Raw genomic sequence first — 24,113 nt, 5'->3', positions numbered from 1 at the left:
TTCACATCCAGCAATCCCATTTGCTTTTACTCATTTGAGTCAAGCTTAAATAAGGGTTCAAGTATGCCAGAGTCATTAGAGGGTGACTTATGTATTTGATGGCCCAGCGAGAAAAGGTAGTGCGCATACCTCCAGACCGCCTAGGCGAGGATTTAGACTCCACTGTGGTCGAGTTGGCAAAAGAATCCTTCGAAGGCAAGGTCGAAGGTAGCGACTCACTTATAGTTCTAGTTAGAAATATAAAGCCTGAGGGGCCGGGGCGCATCGTTCATGGAGATGGGGCTGTTTACCAAAAGGTACGATTTGAATCCCTAATTTTCAGGCCAGCACTACAGGAAGTTGTAGAAGGAACGGTGGTCGAAGTACTAAAATTTGGAGCTTTCGTTCGTTTTGGACCTCTGGACGGATTGCTCCATATTTCACAGATAATGGACGATCGCATTGATGTCGATGATGTAAATCAGCGCTTATTAGGAAAGGATACGAAAAGAGATCTAAAAGTCGGCGACAGAGTAAGAGCTAGAATAGTGGCGCTAAGCATAAATGAGCGTAATCCCAGAGAAAGCAAAATAGGTTTGACAATGAGGCAACCAGGCTTGGGCAAATTCGAATGGATGGAAGAGGATCGTAAAAAGAAAGGAGAAAAAGAGAAGGGTGCAGCCACATGAAGGTACAAAAGGCTTGCAAGCATTGCTCATTCATTACGGAAGAAGACAATTGCCCTCTATGTGGCAATCAGACATCTAAGGATTGGCAGGGCTATGTGATTATTCTTGATCATACGAAATCTGAAATAGCTAAAAGGATGGGTATCAATGTCAATGGCAAATTCGCGCTCCGTGTTCGGTAAGCTGCGAGTGCCGATAAATGGATGGAAATTGCCGGAGGAAATGAGATTGGACTTACGCATGCCGTTTGGTAATTTCGTGGATGAGAAAGAAGCAGTTCAGCTGATGCAAGATAGCCCTCTTGGAATTACTGTGGGAGATGTAGTCTCCCTAACTATGCTAGATAACGGATTGCAACCTCATATTATGATTTTTGATTTTAGAAATGAGCGACGCGATGATTTTAGATTAGCTGATAGGATTAATATTTTGCCCGGTCGATATTTAATCGCTAACAACCCTCCAGGAAGAATAACGCCAGATTTAGTGACGGCAATATTAAATGCGATCGGTTCAGCGGAAAAGGTCAAAATAAAAGTGAATGGAGAGGAGGACTTATCTTCTCTAGTCGTTGCAGCCATAGCACCAAATGGCACGTGTTTGCTGTATGGTCTTCCTGGAAAGGGATTAGTGCATGTGGAGATTGAAAATTCCGTCAGAGAAAAAGCAAGGAGATTAATATACGCCATGGAGGAATGTAATTGAAAGTTCAAGTTGAGAGCAAGAAAGAAAATCCTTTGCTGGAAAGAATAGAAGTGCGATTTATCGCAGAGCATTTTGGAGAACCTACACCGAATCGTGATACCGTGCGCGCAGCAATAGCATCAGCTCTTGGAAAAAACAAGGAAACGGTTATTATTGATAATATGGAAACCGAATATGGGAAAGGCATGAGCGTTGGATATGCTAAGGTATATTCCAGCCTTGAGACTGTGAAGAAAACTGAGAGCCGAGCGATGTTAGTGCGTCACGGTCTGATGGAGAAAAAGACAAAAGTAAAGGAAGCTGCGAAGACTAAATCTGCTCCTAAACCAAAATGAGGTGAACTTTAATGGCTGATAAAAAAGATAAAGCTGGTTCAAAGAGTGCCAAGAATTTGCGGATTAGCAAGAAAGATTTCTATATTCTTAGCAAAGAAGGAAGACTTGAAAGGAAAAAGAGGCATTGTCCTAAATGTGGACCTGGTGTATTCCTTGCGGAGCATCAGAATAGGAATTCCTGCGGTAAGTGTGGGTATACAGAGTTCAAAAAAAAGTGAATGCGCTAATACATGGGTAGAAGTAACAAAAGAATTTATTCATTTGACAAGGCGAAAGAGTATCCACCCTATAATGCCTCCCGTGAATCCCATTCTCAAGCCGGTCATCAAAGACAAGGCTGCAGTAGTGAAAGCTTCATCAGAGCCAGGAAACTCGTAACCTTGAGTCCATATGAAAAAAGCCGCTAGCCATGAGAACAATACCGATAATGGTAGGCCAAATACAGTACTGAAGACCATACCCGCTAGACCCGCTTGACTTTCCCAACTTAGTAAGCAGGTCAATGCCGCCACTGAGCCACAAATTATGAGATAAATGAGCTCATTGCTAAACCATTCGACGAATCTTAAATCAACAAAAAGGGATCCTACTGCCACTCCAGCAATCGCACCGCAAAATAAGACTATCACTCTTTTGGCATCTAAGCTCTTTAATCTGTTCCAGTAATGCGTTAACAGGACCGTGGATATTTGAAAAATCACGAGGACGCCAAGCGCCATCCAGAATGTCCCAGAACCAGAATAGTTTCGAGTATTGTCTATGATTACAAGGCGATTCGAATCATATCCTATCACTTGCCAACCACCTGCATCAGTTATCAAAAGTACAGGCTCACCACCAATGAGGCAAGACCATTTAGCCACTACCATGCCAGGTACAAAAGTCTGTATCTTTCCAGGTGATGATACAAAATTTTCATCAGTTACACTAGGTATAACGAAATTATCTAGTTCAGGAATCTCACGAATCGCTTTAAAACAATTTTCCTTTTCCACATCGCATCTCATTATTTTATTATCAGATTTTATATAAATAATCCCACTATCACCATGGAGTAGAAGATTTTTTACATTTTTTCCTTCGACTGATACAGTTTGCTTGTGAATCAAACTTGGTAAAGAGAAGACGGAGACCTTATGGTCTCCATTTTGCAAGTATAGTATTGCCAAGTGTCTGCCTGCCGCTCCTAAATTGGTTTCCAAAACCTGTCCCGATACAGAGATCCATCCTAATGGGGATGTGGCACCTTTATTAAAAATAACTACATGGGAATTGTTGACGGTCAAAGCTAAGTAATGAGTATTATCAGGATATGATACGTGGTTTAATACGCCTTGAAATTCATAATATAAAACTTCTTCCCCATGCTTGAGAGCGCTTAATCCGACTAACGCCTTTACAGAATCATATGAAGTAATAACATAGACTACATCTGGGGTGTATCCGAATTGCGTTCCCTTTTCTGAGATCGCAATAACTAGAGGAGTCCCATTCACACGTCTTATCCACAAAGGGTATTCCTCCTCAGATAAATACAGCGCTACACTGGCATTGGCAAAGCTAACTGCCATACTATTAGATTCTCTACCAACTTGCAATGATATTGGAGCACATGGCATGGAATAGGTAAAACTCCCAGAAGCACTCAATCTTGTAACATTTTCGCGATCCAAAACATAAATAAATCCTTTTGAGGAACGGTCTACATAAACGGTATCATTACTAAATACAAATATATTTGCTGGCATTTCGGCCGTCGTATAAGATGCTATATAAAATATCATGAATATATTTATTATAATTGATAAAACTATAAAAATAAATATAAATAACTTTATTCTTTTCTTGGGATCATAAGTCAGAAAAATTTTTCTCACAATTTTAGGAGCATTAGCGCTCCATATATTAATAGGATGCTTTATGAGAACTAAACCTTGTGCGTTTTTAAGAACTTTTTATCTTATTTGAACAAGTCTTGAAGCAAAGAGCAAGCTTTATTCTTAGAAGCACTCATGACCCAGTTAAGGGCCCGTAGTGTAGCTTGGACATCACAGAGGCCTCCGGTCGCCTATTTAGCGGGAGGATAGCCTCGGACCCGAGTTCGAAATCCTAAAAGGGACGAAATTCTCGGCGGGCCCGCTCCCACTTAAAATCATCAATACTGTTTTCGATGCGTTTGTTCGCTCATAAAAAGACTACGTTCCATCATTAGCATTTATGCAATGGCCCATAACTTTTTAAACAATCATTAAACAATCACCTCTCATGCACCTTACCCAGGAAGAGGAGCGAGCCTTAGCAGGGGAAAAGGGCTTGGGGTTCCAAAGGGCCATGGAGATTCTCGTAGCTTTGGGGCGTATTTATGAAGCTGAACGCCTAGTCCCAATATCCTCAGCTCATATTTCTGGAGTTTCTTTCAAAACTATCGGTGAAGGGGGGGTTGACTTCTTAGAAGAAATGTCAATCGATTCTAAGGTAGCCGTACCTACCACGCTCAATCCTGCTGGAATGGATTTAGAAAGATGGAAAGACATGGGGGTGGATGAGGATTTCGCTCAAAAACAGAAAACAATAATCAAAGCCTATGAAAGAATGGGTGTTCGTACCATTTGCAGCTGCACGCCTTATTTGCTTGGCAACTCCCCAATGCAAGGCGACACGGTAGCCTGGGCAGAGTCATCAGCGATTTCATATGTTAATGCTGTGTTGGGGGCTCGAACCAATAGAGAAGGGGGCCCTGGAGCTCTAGCGGCTGCCATAGTTGGAAAAACTCCTCTTTATGGCCTGCACTTAGAAGAGAATAGAAAGCCAACAGTCGTGATAGAGTCAGAATCGTTGAAAGATTCATCTGAACTTTCCTTACTTGGGTACATCGTAGGAAAGACATTTGGCTCAGCAATTCCATATTTTAAAGGCATAAGACCGGATCCCGATGGCCTGAAATCCATAGCCGCTGCCATGGCAGCCTCCGGGTCCATTGCAATGTTTTACGTAGAAGGCGTCACTCCAGATTATCAGAAACAAGAGATTAATGGCCTTGAACGCATTAGTTTAGGAAAAGATGATTTAAAACGAGCTTGCGATTCCATTAACACAGGAAAAGAGCCGGACCTCGTGGCCTTGGGCTGCCCTCATCTTTCTCAAGCGGAATTGAGAACTTTAGCATCATTCTTGGACGGTAAACGACCTGTTCGAGACAAACCTGAGGTATGGTTTTGCACTTCTCGAGAAATCAAGGCTCGTTGTCTTAAGGAAGTGTCAATTTTGGAAAAATTCGGCAAAGTCGTTTGCGATACATGCATGGTAGTGACGCCAATAGAGAAAAAATATGCATGTACTGCCACTAATTCGACTAAAGCTTGCGTCTACCTTCCGTCACTATGCTCTCAGAAAGTAATTTTTGCTTCAACAAAAGAATTGATGAGGTTGATTTTATGATTATCAGGGGAAGGAGTATCTCTCGAGGTAAGGCAGAAGGAGAAGTACTTCTTCTAGAATCCGATTTTAGCTTTTTAGGGGGTGTGAATCCAAAAACAGGCATTTTAACAAATGCAACAACGCTCGAAGGGCAAAATATTAGAGGCAGGGTATTTGCCTTTAATCGAGGGAAAGGTAGTACTGTAGGCTCGTATACGATTTTACAATTGAAGAGAGAAAGGAATCTTCCTGCAGCGATTATAAATCGAAGCGCTGAGACCATTGTGGCAACGGGGGCCGTGATGGCTGGCATTCCCATGGTAGATTCAATCGATATTTCGTTATTGAAGAGCGGTGATGTGGCAAAAGTAGATGGTGATAATGGAATAATAGAATTACCCGCTGTGAGGCAAAGCGATGTGGTAACGGCAGTGCTGATGCATAAAGGCCGCATCCTCGCGCTTAAGAGAAGCGATAAGGTATCATCTTGCCAGAATATGTGGGCGGGAGTTAGTGGTTACCTCGAGAAAGGAGAGAAGCCCTTGGAGAGGGCAATAAAGGAAGTGGAGGAGGAGACGGCGGTTAAGGATTGTACTGTTCTCCACCAAGCTCCACCCTTGACAGTTAGACAAGGGGATATGGCATGGACGGTTCATGCCTTTTTAATGGCATGTCCAACGGAAAAAATAAGGATTGATTGGGAGCACAGTGAGTACAAGTGGATAGACCCTTCGAGTGTTGACGAACATGTAACAGTCCCTGGATTTTTGAGAGTTCTGCGATCATTAGGTCTGTGATCAAAGGGTGGCATCTACCTCTTTCTCAAGCAGGTTCAGCTCGTGAGCGTCCAAGGTGGAGGGGTTCAGAACTAACATGAGAATGGAGCGATTGATAGCGACCTGATCGCGTAACGATTGAACTAATCTCAGGACGGTCAGGAAGTTGTTATTGGTTATTAGATATTCTAAGCCATCAAGAAGAATAATTCCTCCTTCAGACTGAGCTAGGAATTGCTCTAAGGAAACCGATAATTTTTCTAAGTCTTTTGGACGAATGCTAGATTCTTTACCGACATTACTCAGCCAAAGAATAGGAGTGTCTCCTAAATTATATTTAGATTTAATTTTTAGTGGATAATTCCTCGTAACACAAAAGCCCTTCATTCCTTTACTCAAAGCTTTTTCGAAAAGCTGGTAAGAGCGTTCTGCCTTCTCTTCCTTTATGAGATATGTGAAAGATTTTTCCAATTCGATATCCGAGGCGGTTGAAATTTCGGAAGGTTCAACAGATACTTCTTCAGCATGTGTCTGTACGTTCACTTTCTTACCACAAGACCCACATGTAATTTTATTCGGAGGAACAGGGGCACCACAATTAATGCAATTTATAGTCTTATCAAATCCTCCCGATTTTGCATAAAATAATATTTCTTCGATAGTTTTCTCTCCCAATCCCTTGACTTTACGCAAGTCTTCTTTGGTTGCATTTTTTAATTTTTCTATTGTATTATATCCTGTTTCATAGAGTAGTTCTGCTTTGACTTCATTCATTCGGGGTATACGTAAAAGATATGGAATAAGGTCGGCCTTCGTCATGGTTTCTGTTGATGCAATAGTTGAGGTTGGTGTCGGAGCTTCTTTCCTTTCAAAATAATGAACGATCTTCTTAACATCGGACTTAGGCAGGGTTGTGATATTGTTAAGCTGATCTTCATTTAACTGTTTCAGATCATTCCGTGTCCGGTATCCTGATTCTACAAGTGCTAAAGCCCCTTCCTGTGATAGGCCAGTTATTTGCATAAGATCTTCTATAGCCTGCTTGAAATGAAGAGAGGTGATACCTACTTGGATTTTCTCTCCTTCAATTTCCCAGGATGTAACAATATCTCCCTTGACCGAATCTACAAATTCCATTTGGCGGCATCGCGTTTCGTTCATTATATGGCCTTTCCAAATTTTGAAATATTCAACTAACTTGGCAGGGGCATGGACCTCAGCTTTAATGTATTCCTCTACGTCTAACTTGATATCTTTTCGTGTCTGCTGGATACGCCTGATCAGCTCCCTAGCGAAACCTTCTGCCTCAATGTCTTGTGTAATCTCAAAATCAATGTATAATTCTCCACCACTGAAGGTCGCACTCACCACGTTAGATGGCAGAACACTTTTGAAACTCACCATATTTGGTTCGATTTTAATCATTTGACCTTCTATACCAAGCGAGTAGGAACCTTTCTCAATACAATCGCGGATCTGTTTGGCAGGTCGCGATTTTAACAGTACAGCTATCTTTGAACTCCACTGCCTATAGACCTTACCAATAGCGTTGGGATTAGGTTCAGCGATAAGTATGATTTCTGACCATTCCTGCCCTGGTGGGACGTATTCTATCTTTTTAACATTAGCTTGTGATCGGATTATTGGCTCTAATTGCTTCATTAGTTCTAAATTTTCACTATTGGATGCGCGAATGATTATTCTCTTCAGGGGCCAACGCAATTTAATACCGCGAGTCTGTCTTTCTTTATTAATAATCTCAACAAGCTCCTGAATCTTTACCATGCCCTGTTCTAGTCTCTCATCCAACTTAGTGGTGTCGGCGATAGGCCAATCTAACATGTGCACTGTTTCCAATGAACCATCTAAATGTTGGTATATTTCTTCACTGATATGGGGGCAAAATGGAGCCAGTATTTTAGTTAAATCCATCAAAGATTCATAAAGGACCTTGTATGCCGCTAGTTTATCCGCATCCCCCTTTTCAGACCAAGTTCGATCGCGGATTAATCTGATGTACCAACGTGATAGATCCTCTAATATGAAATCCTCAATTACCCGACAGGCTTTGTGCAATTCGAGAGAGTTGAGATATTTTCCGACTTCATTCTTCATTTTTTCTGTACGGGATATCATCCATCGATCTTCGGGTCGAAGGGCATGATTTACGGAATCAAAACTTATTGCTTTGGGATCAAAAGCATCTATACTCATATAAGTAGTAGCGAAATTTACGACATTCCAAAGGATATTCAGCGTCTTTCGTGCATTCTTTACCCCATCCCATTGAAATGAGATATCTTCCCAAGGTGCATTAGTACGCATTAAATAGAAGCGCAACGCATCAGCTCCATAGTCCTTAATCACTTTTTCTGGCTCTATGACGTTTCCTCGAGATTTAGACATCGGCTGACCATTAGGGTCCAATACCCAACCATGCATTAACACTGTCTCATAAGGGGCACGATCAAAAGCAATGCATCCAGCAGCAAGCTGGGAATAAAACCATCCTCTAGTCTGGTCGTGAGCCTCTGTTATCCATTTGCAAGGCCACCAGCGGTCGAACTCAACCCTGCTGCGAGGGAACCCAAGCTGTGCCCACGTAGCCACACCCGAATCGAACCAGACATCAAGCACGTCTGGCACTCTTTTCATTTGGCCGCCACAACTTTCACATTTGAAAGTTATTGCATCTATCCAAGGCCGGTGTAACTCCATCTCTTTGCGGAAACCTTCGCCCTTCTCCAATTCAGAAATTGAGCCGATAACTTTTGATTCTCCACATTTACAAGTCCATACGGGAAGAGGTATACCCCAGTAACGCTGTCGCGATATACACCAATCTCGGGCGTTCATGGTCCAATCATATTCCCGAGAAGACCCAGCCCAATCTGGAACCCAATGTATCTTGTCGATTTCCTCCAACATCAATTTTTTGATCTGTGTTATTTTAAGAAACCATTGAGTAGTGTTACGATAGATTATACCAGAATCACAGCGCCAACAATGACCATAACGATGAACAATAGTCCCGACTGAGTAGATGAGATTTCGATTCTTCAATTCCTCAATAATTTGCTTATTCGCTTCCTTTACACTCATTCCAGCATATCTCGGAGGGAGTTCCTTAGTAAAACGCCCACTTTCATCCACTGGGCAAAAAGGTTCTAGCCCGAACTCCTTTCCCATCTCGAAATCCTCGGGACCATGACCCGGTGCGATGTGAACCAAGCCTGTATTCTCAGCTGCAACTGTATTCGATGGAATTACCTTATGGACCCATTTCCCAGTAATTTGGCGTTGATATTCCACATCATTATAAAAAGGGGGGATGTACTCCACGCCAATTAGATCATCGCCTTCTATGAGATCTAAAATTTCATAACCATCGTACCCCCCCATTGTTCCAATCTGCTCTACTAAAGATTCGAGAACGATTACAATTTCACTGCCATTAGCTCCGATGTATCTCACTTTAGCGTAACGAAAATCTGGGTGGGCTGCAACTGCAAGGTTTGCGGGAAGGGTCCATGGAGTTGTAGTCCAGATGAGAAGGTATGTCCCCTCTTCCTCTTTCAAAGGAAATCGTACATAAATGGAAGGATCTTTCTCATCCCTATATTCGATTTCTGCCTCAGCTAAAGCCGTTTCGCAGCGTGGGCACCAAGATAAAACCCTATTTGATGGCGCGAGAAGACCTTTATCATACGCTCGCTTAAGGGTCCACCATGCAGCCTCGATATAAGAACTGGTTATGGTCAAGTATGGATTATCCCAATCCATCCATACGCCCAGCTCCTTGAACTGTTCCGTCATGCGTTTTTGGAACTCTAAGGCGAATGATTTGCATGTAGAGACGAAACGATCTATACCATAAGCTTCGATCTCCTTCTTTGTCTTAACACCAATACTTTGCTCTACTTTTACCTCAATAGGCAGACCATGCATATCATAGCCTGGTTGGTCTCGGACATTGAATCTCTGCATCCTTTTAAAACGAATGTAAGTGTCCTTGAGCGTTTTATTCCATGAAGTACCTAAATGTATAGCCCCTGTAGTATAAGGTGGTCCGTCAACAAAGTAGAAATTCGGACAAGATGAGCGCAGCTCTTTAGTTTTGCGATAGGCATCAGTTTTTTGCCAGTATTCTCGCACCTTTCTCTCTAGCTCTACAGGATTGTAATTCGCTTGGACCTGCTTTATCATCGCAGTCACTGTGGCCTTATATGCAAATTCCTTTTTAAAACAAACTGGTCCTGGCTGACTTTTTGCAATTTCAACTAAAACATATCTAAAGAGCGCTGTGATTGAATAGAGGTCGGGGATTTAACTGACTGGCTACCACTCATTCTTCTTAACGCGTTTTCAACTCTTGCCTCAGAAAAGTCATACTCGTCATGCAGTAGACTTAATACTTTTTCGCGATCCGGAGGACGCCATTCTAATTTGTAATCAGTTATCACCTCGTATTTTAAAAAAATATCTCGAATCTCGTTATAATTTTCTATTTCCACCTGTAACAATTTTAAAACCGTTTCCAGATTTTTGTGCTCTTGAATAAGCTTAAGTCCTTTTTTAGGACCTATTCCTAGCACTCCTTCATTGAAGTCCGTTCCCATTAAAATGCAAAGATCAACCAATTGCTCACGAGTCAAATTCAATTTTTGTAGCGCATCATTAAGATTGACGACTTCGATTGGGATCTCTTTATTCTGATCTCTTCCTGAAATCCGCTTCTTTCCTCCAATAGCGAGATTGCGTACTAGATTTGGTGCACCGAACAATAACGAATCAAAATCTTGGGAGCAGGCAGCCCACACATCCCCTCTTATCGCCATATAGGCAGCTTGGGCCTCCCCCTCTTCTGGAGCTTGAACCACAGGTATTCCTAAATGGAACAATAAGATGCGAGAACTCTCCACAATTTCATTTGTAATGCGTGAAGATTGTGTAGCTTTGCTGAATGCCTTTTCATAATCCCCTTTTTCAAGGGCTTCTTCCCATTCTTTTTTTGCTTTGGCTCGGCGTTTGCTTCTCTCATCTATGGTGCGAAATTTCAAAGGGTGCGGAGTACCATCAAAAACGTATACGGGCTTTATGCCTTTCTCGATTAAATGAGCATTACGATAAAGGAGGCCAGCCAAATGCGACGTAATGCGACCTTTTTGATCCATTAAAGGCTTACCATCTGGTTGACGTATTACGCTTAAAAACTGATAAATTGCATTATAAGCGTCAATCGCTAGATTTCTGCCAGAAAGATCCTCTAGATCGATTTGCTTTCCCATAATTATATCAGAGAGGTTAACTCCCATAATCTTATCATTAAAGCATTTAAGAATTAATCTTTACCTATCGGCCTTTCATTGCTTTTAATAATTATTAATATATTATTTTAAATAATATTTTTTAAAAAAATGTAAGAGGAAAAAGAGAACAGAATGAACCTGATTATATTGTTTGACGGGACATTATGATGAATGATAAAGCCATTTAAAATTAGCTCATTTATTTTTAATTTCGATAAAACATATATGTTTATAGTGAAAAAATGATTATCAAGTGTAAATTGCTTAGTTCCTCGCTCTCTTTAAATGGCTTATTCATTCATCGTTAGTCATTGGTATATATAACATAGTAACTGCCACCCCTACCCAAATAATAAGTGGTAGGATGATACATATACCCGCATCCAGAATCAGGGAAACCAGCAAGAACAGCAACGGAAAAACTACTGCCAATATTATTATCATATTGTCGCTTTTAAATTCCATAGTGCACTCGACGTCGAATGAGGAGCCCAGTTTATGAAACTTTTCCATATTTAAATTCTAAATTAAGGTCATTATAGTTCTTTCCACCTCGCTATTTCAGCTGCCATATTCTTGGAGCTGAATAAAGCGCTTCCAGCTGCTAAAACAGTTGCACCTGCTTCCACAGCCCTTTTTCCGGTTGAATAGTTAATGCCTCCATCTACCTCTATTTCAATTTTATGTCCTCGATTTTGTATTTCTTTTTTTACCTTGTAAATCTTGGGCAGACAATCTTCTATAAACGCTTGACCTCCAAAACCAGGATAGACGGTCATTACCAAAATAAGGTCAATCATGTCTAGATATGGCAAAGCGTCTTCTAATGATGTATTAGGATTAATTGAAAGCCCCGCTCTTTTTCCTAATGAATGAATTCTATCAATCGCTTTCTCAACATTTTTTGTAGCTTCCACGTGCACTGTGATTAAGTCTGCACCTGCAGATGCGAATTGATCAATAAAATTTTCAGGTTTTACAATCATCAAATGTACATCGAAAGGTATCGTTGCATGAGGTCGAATGTGTTTTATCACAGTTGGACCAATAGTGATATTAGGAACAAAAACTCCATCCATAACGTCTATATGGATCCAATCTGCACCAGCATTTTGAACTTTTTTAACCTCACTAGCAAGCGAGCCGAAGTCTGCCGATAGGAGAGAAGGTGCTACTTTTACCATTTCTCTCCTCTATCGTCTACATTGTTTATCATTATTCGCTTCAGGGGACGACTAAGGCAGGCACTTTGGAATGATGTAATACTTTACTGGACACGCTTCCTAGTAAAAAGCCCTCCACTGCACTTAAACCTCTTGAACCAACTACCACCATATCGAAATCCTTCGCCATCTTGACAATAACATCGGCTGGATGGCCGAATTCTACTATTGTCTCATGCTCTACACCGGCGCGCCTTGCTGTTTCTACTGCTTTTTGTAATCTTTCATCGCCCATAGTTTTGTCTTCCAGAGGTCTAGAGGATCGTCCGGTGAATAAGGCTGCCTCAGATGGTGCAATCACGTTTAATAATGTTAATTTTGCACCCAAAGCACGAGCTATATGTGTCGCCAATTCCACCGCCCTAAGTGCATTCTCAGAACCATCAACTCCGACCAACACCTTTGAAATCTTTGTCATTTCCACTCACCCCTTTTATAATTTACAATTCATATTATAAATAAATAACCTTTCAAATGCAAAATTTTTTATCTTGATTTCAGGATGAATGTCTATGGCTGCGAGGAAAAGTAAAGAAAAGTCTCAAGATGTATGTAATATAAAAGGATGCGATGGCAAAGCGGAAAGATCAATCTCGGCAGCAGCGGCTAAGGAAGCCAAACTTCCAATCGAAGAAAATGAAAGGCGAGCGCATCTCTGCAAGAAACATTATAAAGAATATAAAAAAGCAACAAAGCAAAATCGTATATTATCTTCTTTAGGTCGTTAACCTATTTTCGTTACATATGCTCTATTTTTAAATATCGATAACGGAATCGACGCCGAAATGAAGCCTTCAACCATCCAGCTGCTTTCTAGTGCTTCCCTTTCAGCAGCATCTTTGTTAATACCTAATTTAGCAAGGGATGGATTTGGAGCTTCAAATTGGGAAATCGGAATTTTAGTGGCAGGCTATAGTGCCGCAATATTCGTCTCATCGTATTTTTTTGGTCGTTTTTCAGACATACATGGTCGTAAGAGAGTTTTACAAAGTGGTTTATTACTTGCCGCAATAGCTCTATTCCTTCAAATTTTCGCTTATAATACATTTGCTTTGACCGTTTCACGCTTAATAGTCGGAATGTGCGCTGGTATCTATCCAGCTGCTTTGTTAGCACATGTTTATGAAAATGATAAGAAAATAGGAAAATTCTCTTCGTACGGTAGTTTGGGTTTTGGTCTAGGAACATTAATCGCAGGTATTATCGGAATCTACCTTGAAATCTTCATATTCAGTGCCGCCATGATGCTAATAGCTTTTGCAATCTCTCTCAAATTGCCATTCGGTAAAGAGAGTATCCACCACGTCCCACTCTTTCCGAAAGATATCCTGCGTCGTAATTTCCCAGTATATTTGAGTATAATGTTTCGCCACACCGGCGCGAACATGATATGGGTGATATATCCACTTTTTTTGGCGGATTTAGGAGCGAGTCCTCTCTTCATCGGAGCCATTTATGCCGTTAATGCACTAGGGCAATTTTTTTTTATGCAAATGACTGACAAATACAAAGCGGTACCTTTGGTTGTGATTGGTTTCATTATGTCTATCGTTACATTTCCATCCTATACTCTAGCACAGGTTTACTGGCAAATAATCCCATCCCAGATAATGATAGCTTTAGCATGGTCTACTCTGTATGTAGGTTCAATAAAATACATTATGGAACGCAATGAGGAGAAGGGAACTTCGGCTGGTTTGCTCCAATCCGCATTGAGCATCTCGGCGATAATGGGGGCATTATTGGGAGGATTTGCTTCAGGCTTTTTTGGATTTAAAGGATGTATGTATATTGCCACAGCGGTCGCTATAATAGGCCTTGCAATCTTCCTATTTGGCAACAGATGGATTAGGCACTTTGTGGACAAGACTAATTAAATTGAATTAATATGAGACTATTGTGCGCATTATCTTCCTAGGAACTGCAGGAAGTTTACCAACTCCTCAACGAAATCCTATTGCTGTGGCAGTCCAGATGGGTCCAGATATTCTACTCTTTGATTGTGGTGAAGGGACACAGAGGCAATTTATGCTTTCTTCAGCCTCCTTCATGCGGGTGACGGATATATTCATTTCGCATTTTCACGGGGATCATTTTCTTGGTCTTCCAGGACTTATTCAATCAATGAATTTTTTTGGACGTAAGAGGGAACTAAGAATTTTCGGACCGGCTGGTATCAAAGAGGCTTTAGATTTAGCGCTTTCTTTGAGTTTTTTCCAGCCCAGTTTCGATGTGTCCGCTTTTGAATTAGTTCATAATCAATGCATTCATTTTTCTGGTTACGATGTAAAGGCAATACAAGCCGATCATACAATTCCTGCCTTCTCATACGTTCTCGAAGAAGAACCCCGTCCTGGCAAATTTAATGTAAAAAAAGCTAGAGATCTCGGCGTACCAGAGGGGCCAGCTTTTCGAGCTTTACAAGAGGGCAAGACGGTAAGTGTCGGAGATTTGACCATCAGTCCTTCTATGGTAATTGGTCCTAAGCGCAGAGGAAGAAAAATCTCTATTTCAGGGGATACTAGACCTAATCTCAAATTTATAGAAGCATCGAAAAATGCTGACTTGATGATACATGAAGCAACCCTATCATCAGACCTTGAAGATGAAGCAAACGAATATGGTCATAGTACCGCACAGCAAGCTGGCAAAGTTGCGGCCCAAGCAAAGGCGAAAATGTTATATCTCTATCATTTTAGCAATAGATATGATGATGTAAAATCATTGGTGAATGAAGCGAAGAAAGAATTTCCAATCGTTTTCGCGGCTGAGGATTTGTTATCTCTTCAAATAAACCCACCTGAGGAGGAGTGGAATAGAAGCGTTTTTAATTAAGAGATATACGAACTAATCGATTGTTTTAAAATTAAATTCATTTTCTATTTATGGATTTTGTATTTTTAATTAATTTAATTAAATTTTAACTAGTAAGCTACAAATATTTACTCTTTTGAAAATAATGTATTTATTTACTACGGGAGATCACAAATGAATTTTTCTAACCATTGAATTAAATCATAGAAGCTTAAGGACGTCTGAAGAAGTTATAATTCCAGTGATCTTCCCTTTTTTTCCAACTAGGACTGCATTGGAACTGGAAAGGATGGAGGTAATCGTTTCTAATGGAGTATCCTCGTTTACAATCGGAAACCCCTCGGCCATAACGCTTCTGACGGGTAGTTCGGAAATCGATTCTAGACTACTTCCATCACGTAAAAGGGCTAGAATATTATATTCACTTATGCTCCCTACTGGTTTATCACCATCGAACACTGGTAGCTGTGAATATCCCGATGACCGCATTAATTCTGTTGCATGCTTAACCTTATCCTCGGCTTGAATCGATATGATTTTTTTTGAGGATACGTCAATTGCCTTTCTACCCGCTCTGCGTCTATTTGCCTCTTCCTCTAATGCTTCAAAAATCCTGACAACGATTTCATATGAGGCATTGATTCTCCCATTCTCCAGTTTCGCTATAGTACTCTGCGACACAGAAGTCAATCGAGATAACTCTATTTGCGTGATATCCAATGCCTTCCGCATCCTTTTAATTTCCCTAATTTCGGGGAATTTCATCGATATGGAATCTTTATTCCTATATGAATATTTTATGCAATCATGTATATATCTATGGAATCTTTTCGAGCCCTAACCAGCCCTCAATCTGTCTGGCTAAAAATAAAAAAAGGTGACAATCAAATGGCCAAGAATATCATTGTAGAAAGAATCGATTATACTCCTGTCGAGAAACAGCAAGTAGAATTGGTTGAGCGTAAGGGCATTGGGCATCCTGATAGTATTGCTGATGGTCTTTCAGAGAGTGTTTCCCGTGCCCTCTGTAAGATGTATATCGAGCGATATGGGCGTGTCCTTCATCATAATACAGATGAGACACAGATCGTAGGAGGGCAATCTTCTCCTAAATTTGGAGGAGGAGATATTTTGGAGCCCGTCTATATCTTACTAGTTGGGAGAGCGACAACCGAAGTTAATGGAGAGAGACTCCCTTACAGGACAACTGCGGTGAAAGCGGCCAATGAATATTTAAAATCACATTTCCCTAATCTTGATATGGATACTGATGTCATGCTTGATTGCATGATAGGAAAAGGCTCAATTGATTTAACTTCAGTTTACGACAGTAGGAAACATTTGTCCAACGACACTTCATTCGGGGTAGGTTATGCTCCGTTAACGCAAACGGAGAAGGTGGTTCTAGAGACCGAGAAATATATCAATGGCGCTATGAAACGCAGAATCAAAGAATCGGGTGAGGATGTAAAAGTCATGGCAGCACGAATGGGAGATACAATAAACCTCACAATAGCATGTGCCATGGTTGATCGTTATATCCCAGATAAATCACATTACATAAGCACGATAGAAGAAATGAAAAATCGAATACATGATTTCGCCGTCAAACAAACCGACTTAAATGTTAATGTAGAGATTAATACTGCTGATGATTATAAGAAAGGCGTTTTTTACCTCACTGTTACAGGGTTAAGCATGGAAAACGGGGACGATGGCTCTGTAGGAAGAGGTAATCGCTGCAATGGACTTATCACGCCTTTTCGTCCTATGAGCATGGAAGCGTCCTCAGGAAAGAATCCAATTACCCATGTAGGAAAGCTGTATAATATTTTAAGCAAGTTTATCGCAGAAGACATTGCCAACGCTGCAGGAAATGAAATTCTGGAAGTGGAAGTACGCATTCTTTCACAGATCGGAAAGCCAATAAACAATCCTCAGACATGTTCGGTACAAATATTGCCCGCACCAGGAGCTAATTTCAAGAAATGGCAAAGAGAAGCGCGCAGTATAGCAGACAACTGGTTGGACAATATCGAAGTCGTGACGAAGAAAATAGTTAATGGAGAGATAAGCACATTCTAAGTATGATGAAATTTGTAGACCTTCCCAAATATGGTCCGGTACATAGGTTCGCTGATTACCATGTATACCGGACACTTCTAATTCTCATGGATGGAAGAAGAAAAGGGCGTAAGCAACTGGCTGACTCAGTTAAAGTTGGCGAGGGAAGCATGAGGACCATCATTGATTATCTACGCGATAGGGGTTTTATTGATGTGCAACAAACTGGAATAAAAATTTCCAATAAGGGTCTAGAATTCATGAAATCAATTCCTTTAAAGGTAGAGCGTTTAGAACCTAGCGACATGTCTATTGCTGAAAGAAACGTTGCAGTTCATGTAAAAGGTGCAGCATCACGCGTAAGTCTAGGTATTGAGCAACGAGATGCTGCTGTAAAGGCAGGTGCCGAAGGAGCTACGACAATCATTTATTCCGGTGGTAAACTTATAATTCCTCCTGATTATAGTGTGGACGACCATAAGCCATCCTCTTCATTGCTATTACGAAAAGTGTTTTCATTGGCGGAGGGGGATGTTATAATAATAGGCACGGCGCAAGAATATTTCGAAGCAGAGAATGGTGCATTAGCAGCTGCTTTTGCATTAATCTGAATAATATAATTATTATTAATTTTATTATATAATATTTATCTATATACTTCATATGTGCAGAATAATAATTAACAATCAATTATTAAAGAAATCAAGTATCCATCAAGAGCATTTTGGCAATAAGCATCTGTGAATGCGATAATGGATCTGCATTTATGTCAGCCGCAAAAGCTTTGATAGTACGACTGGAATACATTCTAAAATCTTCCTTTCCAGTTAACTTGAATAGCTCAATTAGAGAAATGGCGGCAATTGAATTTCCACTTGGAATAGCACCATCATAACCATCCATTCTACGGGCAATTAAAAATTCTGAATCATCAGATGTGAAAAAGAAACCTCCTGAATGTTCATTCCAAAAGTGTTTTATCATATTTTCTGTTAGTCGAAGGGCCAAATCTAGATATTTATCTTCTTCGTTGGCTTTGTAAATTTCAACAAAACCCCAAATCAAATTGGTATAGTCATCAAGGAATCCGTTTATTCCAATAACATCGCTTACTGCTCTATGATATAATCTTCCATTGCAACTCATTTTCGATGATAAGATATTTGCGGCCCTAATTGCCCTTTCTAAAAGATTTTCTTCTTTTAATAAAATGGAAGATCTTGCGAGAGAAGCGATCATGAGGCCGTTCCAATCAGTTAATATTTTATCATCGACTTCGGGTGGAACTTTTTTCCTACGAGCTTTTAAGAGCTTTTCAATTTTATTATCTATATATTCTTCAATCGAATTTTCAGAAAGTGAATACTTATTGCTCAATTCTTCTAATGTTCGATTTAAATGTAAAATATTAGAGCCAGTTTTTCTTTTAGTGGCTTCATCTCTGAAATTGCCTTCCTTTCTGATGTCGAATGCTTCTAAAAATATTTCAGAATTATTACCTAACGCATCAACAATTTCATCCCAAGTCCAGGTATAAAATTTTCCTTCGATCCCCTCACTTTCAGATCCTTCTGCCGAATAGAATAAACCTTCAGGAGAAGTCAAATTACTTTCGACATAACTAAACGTTTTCAAGGCGATTTTCTTAAAAATTTTATCCTTGAGAATTGAATAGGCTTCCGAATAAGCCATGGCTAATAATGCCTGGTCATAAAGCATTTTCTCGAAATGTGGTAGATGCCATTTTCTATCTGTAGAATATCGATGAAAACCATATCCAACATGGTCAAAAATACCCCCTTCTCCCATTCGTCTCAAAGTCAAAAACGACATATTTTTGGCACTTTCATTTTTAAACTTATTATAATAATATAATAAAAATATTAATCTATGTGGAACAGGAAACTTTGGTGCAATTTCAAAACCTCCATATACCTCGTCGAAATTCATCTCTGCTTGCAATAATGCTTTGTGTAAAATATCTGAATTTAAGTCAGCTGGTTCTCGATATGCAACAAATTCTTTGAGCGATTGGGATATATCTTCAGCAATTTTTATTAATCTATTTTTATCTAATTTCCACTGAAGCGCTAGAGAGGAAAGAATGTCTAATAATCCTGGCGATGTGGGTGAACCCTGTCGGCTAAAATAAGTTCCAGCAAAAAAAGGCTTGCCATCGGGTGTGGCGACGATTGTCAGGGGCCAACCTCCACCACCTGAGATCATTTGGCAAGCTGCCATATATATTCCATCCAGATCTGGCCTTTCCTCTCTATCAACTTTTACAGGTAAATATTCTCGATTAAGAATAGAGGCGATCATTTCATCTTCAAACGACTCCCTGGCCATCACATGGCACCAATGGCAAGCTGAATACCCAATTGATATGAAAAGAGGTAGATCTGATTTCTTAGCTTTTTCCAACGATTGTTCGCTCCATGGATGCCAATCAACAGGATTATAAACATGATGCTTTAGATAGAGACTCTTTTCACCGATTAAATGATTAGTGCGCTTTTCTTGCATTGGGATCGAATAACATTAGGTAGATAGTTATTCATAATAAATACTACCGATGAGAATTAACATTCGAATATTAGTAATTTCAAGAAATAATAAAAAAGGGAAATGGAAAGGGTTTGAGCGCTTTGCAAGAGGTCGGCGGCTCTCCCTTTCTCGGGTTTCTCCTCCTGTTTTGGCCCCAAAAGGACCATCTGAATCCCTTGCGTGCCTGCGCACGTTGGAAGGTTAAATGATTCCTGCCTTTAAGTCATTTGCGAAAGTCGAATTCTAAAAAAATGAAAAAAGGTTTAAATGACTTAATCGTCCCAATACTCTAAAATACCAGGCATGACACGATTCGCCATAGATTCAAAAGTTTCTATACCAGTAACTTTTGAACCATATTCGCTCAAAGAGCAGATGTCATCCCTTGCTAAGTTATTTAATTTAAACTTCCGAGCTCCAGCCATGAGTTGTTTAAGCCCAACGGAAATTCTATCAAAATACGTATAAACTCCTACTGCTCCCCACGGAATATCTTTTCCGATTTGTTTTGATCTGAATTTTTCCTGAATTTCGCTTGTCATTATGAAAAATTTTTCAGGATTTGAACCATATTCATCAGCAAAGCTTTTAGGCAATTTACCTTTTGTAGCAAGATGAGCGAAATATTGGGATCTCATAGCAGCTAAAATGGGCGATCTTGCCATTCCTATGGCCTTGACTAGTGGTCCATCTCCGATGTTGCTCATTGCTATTGATTTGAACATTTGAGTCTCATTCACAAATCCTCCAGCCATTACTAAATCTGGTATGAATCTATTTTTCTTTCGTAATATTCTGGCGCAATCAAGCAGCTGCGATTGCAAGTGAACCGTAGGAGTTGACATCTCATTCATCATTGGAACAGGGCTCATCCCCGTTCCGCCTCCTGCTCCATCAAAGGTTAACATATCAAGCTTAGCCTCTGAAGCGCACTTTAAAGTAAATGCAACTACCTCAGGCCTATAAGCTCCCGTCTTTAAGAAAACATATTTTGCGCCATTAGATCTGAGCCATTCTACATCTTCTACAAAAGTTCTGCGGCTTGGGAATCCCACGCGGGAGTGTCTCTCGAACGATTTAAAGGCTCCCGCTTTGAATGCCTCTTGGACACTTTTATCTTCTGGGTCTGGAAGTACTAAGTAGCCACGACGTTTTAATTCTAGTGCCCTTTCCAACGTATTAAGTCGGACTTCTCCTCCTATAGCTTTTGCCCCTTGTCCCCATTTTCTCTCTATAATATTAACTTCTAACTTACTAAGAGCGTAAACATCTACGCCGCCTCTTTGATCTTCGACATTTGTCTGAACAGCAATATCGCCATTTTCTCCATCCCAAAGTTCTCGATAAGCTTTGATTCGAAATTCTAAATCAGGAGATTTAGTAACTTTTCCATTTGTATATTTTGCTTCTGGGTCCATTCCAGCAACATTCTCACCTACAACTTGGATAGCACCTGCCATTGCAGCTCCTTTGGCTAAACTTTCCCAATTTCTTTTAGCAACTGCTGTCGAACCCAAACCAGGAATAACGATAGGGATAGCTAATCTAATTGGTTTCTTACTCGACGTCGCAACATATGAGGATACATCTGCATTTTCAAAAAATGCTTTATCCGGATTCGCTTCTATACCGTACGCTCCAATCAGCTCAGCAAGAATTTGAAAATGAGACCAGTCTAAAAGATAGTCTTTATTCGACGAAGCCGTCGAGGTTCCAAAATACTCGGGCTGAGGATATAGGACTTCTCTGCCTCGAAATGCAGATTTACCTATTTCACACATTACCTGACATTCTTCAATGCATATTGGACACATACCACTTGTTGGGTTTATGTCCTGCACTCTAGTCCTTGTACCAGTTGTAGACCTTGAATTCTCTATCACTTGCATTTATCAATCAGCTCCCTGTTACTTGGCCTGATAACATCTATCAGGCTCAAATTGGTCGGGGGAATGAATTAATTCATTTATTTATTTATCTAAACAATATAAGAAAACTTATTTGAATGTCCAAGATGAAAATAAGCGAATTTTAAATTTTAGACAATTATCTGAAATAATGATGTTAAGTCTATTTACTTTAATAATATATTATATATATTATATTTGTTTAAAATTCAAAATGAGATTAATTAATCGCTTCAATTATGCATTTGTTGATATTTAGATGAAAGAAACGAAGATAGAAGTGCAAAGAATGGTTTTATAAAAATTCCCACCACCCCCCTCCACAAACTTAGTCCGATTAATCTATAAAAAAGAATCATGCGTTTATTATAAGTTATTTTTGTATATTTTTTAAAAGTTAGTTTTAAGCAGATTAATTCTTAAACAAAATAAATGATGATGACCACCATAGTTAAAAAGATGAATTCAGATAAGGACACTCTAGTAAGAGCAAATAATACTTAGAAAAATACGTTCAGTGAAGAACGGAAAAAAAGGGAAGGAGTAAAAAAACTAACCATCTAGCAATCGAGTTAGCTTTCAATGTGGAGTTATGAATTTGGCTAATCACAAATATTCCGAATATGCTGGTTAAAAATTAGAAATCTATATCTTCCATAATCTTTGATCCGACTATTGATATATAAGTTAAAAATCGAATGGTAACATATAAATTCTTCTAAAGTGAAAGACTTTAAATATCGTATGGAAACAACGTAACTTCTCCACCATAATTTGAGAAAACTACCGCGTAATATATCCCCTTTAAAGAAATAATGGTGTTAATAACAGCAAATTTGAGAATCGCCCTTGGCGTGAACGTTTCTATCTCACCTTCTGATTACAAATCTCCATAACTTACCATCCAACAATATCCCAGGTGGCCTTTCGATATGTGTGGGACGGCAACCGTTGTGAGAACGTTGAGGTAAAAAAAGCCCGAGGTTTGGTAAGAATCCACTTTCTTTGGGGAGAATTTGCTGCCAATAATTGTATAAAAATTCGCTCTGCTTCGCAGATATAGAATTTAAAATAAGATGCATTATATTTTTTCTAATTTATCATATAATGTAAAAGACCGACTGGGTTCATGCATAAATTTTGCGGACTCTATTAATCGATTATCATTTATACACAAAGGCGAATGTGCAGATGCATTTGGCAACAAAATAATTATTAATAAAATCAAATAAATTGATATATATTTATCGAAATATCTCCTAAATGTAATTAATAATAACATGTATCTCTGGAATACAGATCAACTAAATCAGAATATATACCAAAAGCTGTCTCTCTAAGTGTAGGATCACGCTCTGCTATTACCATTTCAGCAAAAAGATCCATCGAAAAAATGGCTGCATTTGAAGCTCCAGTACAAGAAAATAGCATATCTTCTGGTCTTAATATTTCTAAGGCAACTTTGAATTCCTTATTTTCAAAATCCGCCATTGCAACTTGACGCACTCTCACGCATTTGTCCTTTTTGACCTTATCCAATATCCGCTTTAGAGATTCTTCTGTGATTTCTTCACGTGTAACATCTTTTAGTTTCAAATCATAACCTGCTAGTGCAGTACAAAGAATTACTAGCTTTGCGGCTGCATCCATTCCACTCAAATCGTTAACTGGATCGGTCTCCGTCATTCCAACGGCTTTTGCTCGCTTCAATCCCGCTTCAAAATTTTTACCCTCCCTCATTGTATCTATTATAAGACCAGTTGTTGAATTGAATACTCCTCTGATTTTCTTTATTTTAACGGGAGGGAGGCTTCTAAATAAAGAAAAAACGGGTGTTCCATCCATAACGGTACTCTCAAATTTTAAGGAAGCATTTGAACGTGATGCAGTCTCCATCAATTGCCTGAAATGTAGGGCTATTGGACCTTTATTGCAGGTTACAACATCTATTCCCCTATCTAAAGAAATAGTTATGTATGAAAATGCAGGTTCACCAGTTGCATAATCCGCCGAAGTGGCTTCAACAAGGATGTCGTAATCTGCCTCGCGTAAATAATTTTTTATTTCTCTTACTCTTTCTTCTGGGTTATAAGCTCGAGAATCCCCTTTGTTAGCTTTCAACTTTTTTGAAACTTTTCCTGGAGCCAGCTCCTTTAGGTTGGCAACTCCGATGGATCGGGAGCAAACGGCTGAAAAAGTAAATCTTTTTCCTTCTGGATCAACTTCTGCCAACATGTCGACAAGAGCTTTGCCAACATTCCCATATCCCACCAATACTATTCTTTTGCGGTCCATCGGAATACCCATCCTATTTGCAAATTGCTGGAAATTATATAATACATTTCTTC

Annotated in this window: 21 protein-coding genes and 1 tRNA gene; 13 read left to right on the top strand and 9 right to left on the bottom strand. The window is 39.7% G+C overall.

Annotated features, from left to right (window positions below; translation table 11 throughout):
- Positions 1-89: 89 nt before the first annotated feature.
- Genes QW520_06615 through QW520_06595 form a run of 5 tightly spaced genes read left to right on the top strand, consistent with a single transcriptional unit; the run spans position 90 to position 1,926 of the window.
- The gene (locus tag QW520_06615; GenBank protein MEM0449475.1) at positions 90-668 is read left to right on the top strand and encodes a DNA-directed RNA polymerase; all 579 of its coding nucleotides are present in this window, start codon (positions 90-92) and stop codon (positions 666-668) included.
- Positions 665-850, top strand: a complete 186-nt coding sequence (gene spt4 / locus QW520_06610) for a transcription elongation factor subunit Spt4 (GenBank protein MEM0449474.1) — start codon at positions 665-667, stop codon at positions 848-850. Before QW520_06615 ends, spt4 begins: the two co-directional genes overlap by 4 nt.
- A gap of 46 nt (positions 851-896) precedes the next feature.
- Positions 897-1,373: a GTP-dependent dephospho-CoA kinase family protein gene (locus QW520_06605; protein ID MEM0449473.1), complete on the top strand. Its 477-nt coding sequence runs from the start codon at positions 897-899 to the stop codon at positions 1,371-1,373.
- Positions 1,370-1,708, top strand: coding sequence for a hypothetical protein (locus tag QW520_06600; protein ID MEM0449472.1), 339 nt, complete (start codon positions 1,370-1,372; stop codon positions 1,706-1,708). Before QW520_06605 ends, QW520_06600 begins: the two co-directional genes overlap by 4 nt.
- A gap of 11 nt (positions 1,709-1,719) precedes the next feature.
- Positions 1,720-1,926 (top strand): 30S ribosomal protein S27ae, encoded by a 207-nt coding sequence (locus QW520_06595; GenBank protein MEM0449471.1) that lies wholly within the window; start codon positions 1,720-1,722, stop codon positions 1,924-1,926.
- Positions 1,927-1,965: 39 nt separating this feature from the next.
- Here QW520_06595 and QW520_06590 read toward each other — a convergent pair whose 3' ends face one another.
- Positions 1,966-3,456: a hypothetical protein gene (locus QW520_06590; GenBank protein ID MEM0449470.1), complete on the bottom strand. Its 1,491-nt coding sequence runs from the start codon at positions 3,454-3,456 to the stop codon at positions 1,966-1,968.
- Positions 3,457-3,733: 277 nt separating this feature from the next.
- Between QW520_06590 and QW520_06585 the strand changes: the two genes are divergently transcribed.
- From QW520_06585 to QW520_06575, 3 genes are all read left to right on the top strand, one after another.
- A tRNA-Arg gene (locus QW520_06585) sits at positions 3,734-3,847 on the top strand.
- 126 nt (positions 3,848-3,973) lie between these two features.
- A complete protein-coding gene (locus tag QW520_06580) occupies positions 3,974-5,146 on the top strand; it encodes an aconitase X catalytic domain-containing protein (GenBank protein MEM0449469.1) in 1,173 nt (390 codons plus the stop codon).
- Positions 5,143-5,922, top strand: coding sequence for a DUF126 domain-containing protein (locus tag QW520_06575; GenBank protein ID MEM0449468.1), 780 nt, complete (start codon positions 5,143-5,145; stop codon positions 5,920-5,922). The genes QW520_06580 and QW520_06575 overlap by 4 nt, the downstream gene beginning before the upstream one ends.
- Here QW520_06575 and ileS read toward each other — a convergent pair whose 3' ends face one another.
- The 4 genes from ileS to QW520_06555 form a co-directional block, all read right to left on the bottom strand.
- Positions 5,923-10,107 (bottom strand): isoleucine--tRNA ligase, encoded by a 4,185-nt coding sequence (ileS, locus tag QW520_06570; protein MEM0449467.1) that lies wholly within the window; start codon positions 10,105-10,107, stop codon positions 5,923-5,925.
- Between the two features lie 74 nt (positions 10,108-10,181).
- Positions 10,182-11,216, bottom strand: a complete 1,035-nt coding sequence (gene fen / locus QW520_06565) for a flap endonuclease-1 (protein ID MEM0449466.1) — start codon at positions 11,214-11,216, stop codon at positions 10,182-10,184.
- Positions 11,217-11,746: 530 nt separating this feature from the next.
- Positions 11,747-12,394, bottom strand: coding sequence for a ribulose-phosphate 3-epimerase (gene rpe / locus QW520_06560; protein MEM0449465.1), 648 nt, complete (start codon positions 12,392-12,394; stop codon positions 11,747-11,749).
- Positions 12,395-12,434: 40 nt separating this feature from the next.
- On the bottom strand, positions 12,435-12,851 hold the full coding sequence (locus tag QW520_06555; GenBank protein ID MEM0449464.1) for a universal stress protein: 417 nt from the start codon (positions 12,849-12,851) through the stop codon (positions 12,435-12,437).
- A gap of 94 nt (positions 12,852-12,945) precedes the next feature.
- On the opposite strand from QW520_06555, the gene QW520_06550 reads away from it, so the two are divergent.
- From QW520_06550 to rnz, 3 genes are read left to right on the top strand one after another with little or no spacing between them, the layout of a single operon-like run.
- Positions 12,946-13,161 carry a hypothetical protein gene (locus QW520_06550; protein ID MEM0449463.1) on the top strand — a complete coding sequence of 72 codons (216 nt, stop codon included), beginning with the start codon at positions 12,946-12,948 and terminating at the stop codon, positions 13,159-13,161.
- 57 nt (positions 13,162-13,218) lie between these two features.
- The gene (locus QW520_06545; GenBank protein ID MEM0449462.1) at positions 13,219-14,310 is read left to right on the top strand and encodes an MFS transporter; all 1,092 of its coding nucleotides are present in this window, start codon (positions 13,219-13,221) and stop codon (positions 14,308-14,310) included.
- Between the two features lie 22 nt (positions 14,311-14,332).
- Positions 14,333-15,268 carry a ribonuclease Z gene (gene rnz / locus QW520_06540; protein MEM0449461.1) on the top strand — a complete coding sequence of 312 codons (936 nt, stop codon included), beginning with the start codon at positions 14,333-14,335 and terminating at the stop codon, positions 15,266-15,268.
- A 180-nt stretch (positions 15,269-15,448) separates the two neighbouring features.
- Here the strand turns inward: rnz and QW520_06535 are convergent, their stop codons facing one another.
- Positions 15,449-16,012, bottom strand: a complete 564-nt coding sequence (locus tag QW520_06535) for a CBS domain-containing protein (protein MEM0449460.1) — start codon at positions 16,010-16,012, stop codon at positions 15,449-15,451.
- Between the two features lie 123 nt (positions 16,013-16,135).
- Between QW520_06535 and QW520_06530 the strand changes: the two genes are divergently transcribed.
- Together QW520_06530 and QW520_06525 are read left to right on the top strand one after the other, a co-directional pair.
- Entirely contained in the window at positions 16,136-17,332 is a 1,197-nt protein-coding gene (locus QW520_06530) for a methionine adenosyltransferase (protein ID MEM0449459.1), read from the top strand.
- Between the two features lie 2 nt (positions 17,333-17,334).
- A complete protein-coding gene (locus QW520_06525) occupies positions 17,335-17,922 on the top strand; it encodes a DUF4443 domain-containing protein (protein MEM0449458.1) in 588 nt (195 codons plus the stop codon).
- Positions 17,923-18,013: 91 nt separating this feature from the next.
- Here QW520_06525 and QW520_06520 read toward each other — a convergent pair whose 3' ends face one another.
- The 3 genes from QW520_06520 to QW520_06510 all read right to left on the bottom strand — a co-directional run.
- Complete coding sequence (locus tag QW520_06520) at positions 18,014-19,837, bottom strand: thioredoxin domain-containing protein (protein MEM0449457.1); 1,824 nt, start codon at positions 19,835-19,837, stop codon at positions 18,014-18,016.
- A 293-nt stretch (positions 19,838-20,130) separates the two neighbouring features.
- The gene (locus QW520_06515) at positions 20,131-21,747 is read right to left on the bottom strand and encodes an FMN-binding glutamate synthase family protein (GenBank protein MEM0449456.1); all 1,617 of its coding nucleotides are present in this window, start codon (positions 21,745-21,747) and stop codon (positions 20,131-20,133) included.
- A 1,287-nt stretch (positions 21,748-23,034) separates the two neighbouring features.
- The coding region (locus tag QW520_06510) for a hypothetical protein (GenBank protein ID MEM0449455.1) at positions 23,035-24,113 on the bottom strand (1,079 nt) is incomplete at its 5' end.

The sequence above is a fragment of the Methanomassiliicoccales archaeon genome, assembly GCA_038740345.1.
Taxonomy (GTDB): domain Archaea; phylum Thermoplasmatota; class Thermoplasmata; order Methanomassiliicoccales; family UBA472; genus JAJRAN01.
The sequence above is the reverse complement of the archived record's forward strand: the minus strand, read 5'-3'. Positions and strand labels throughout refer to the sequence as shown.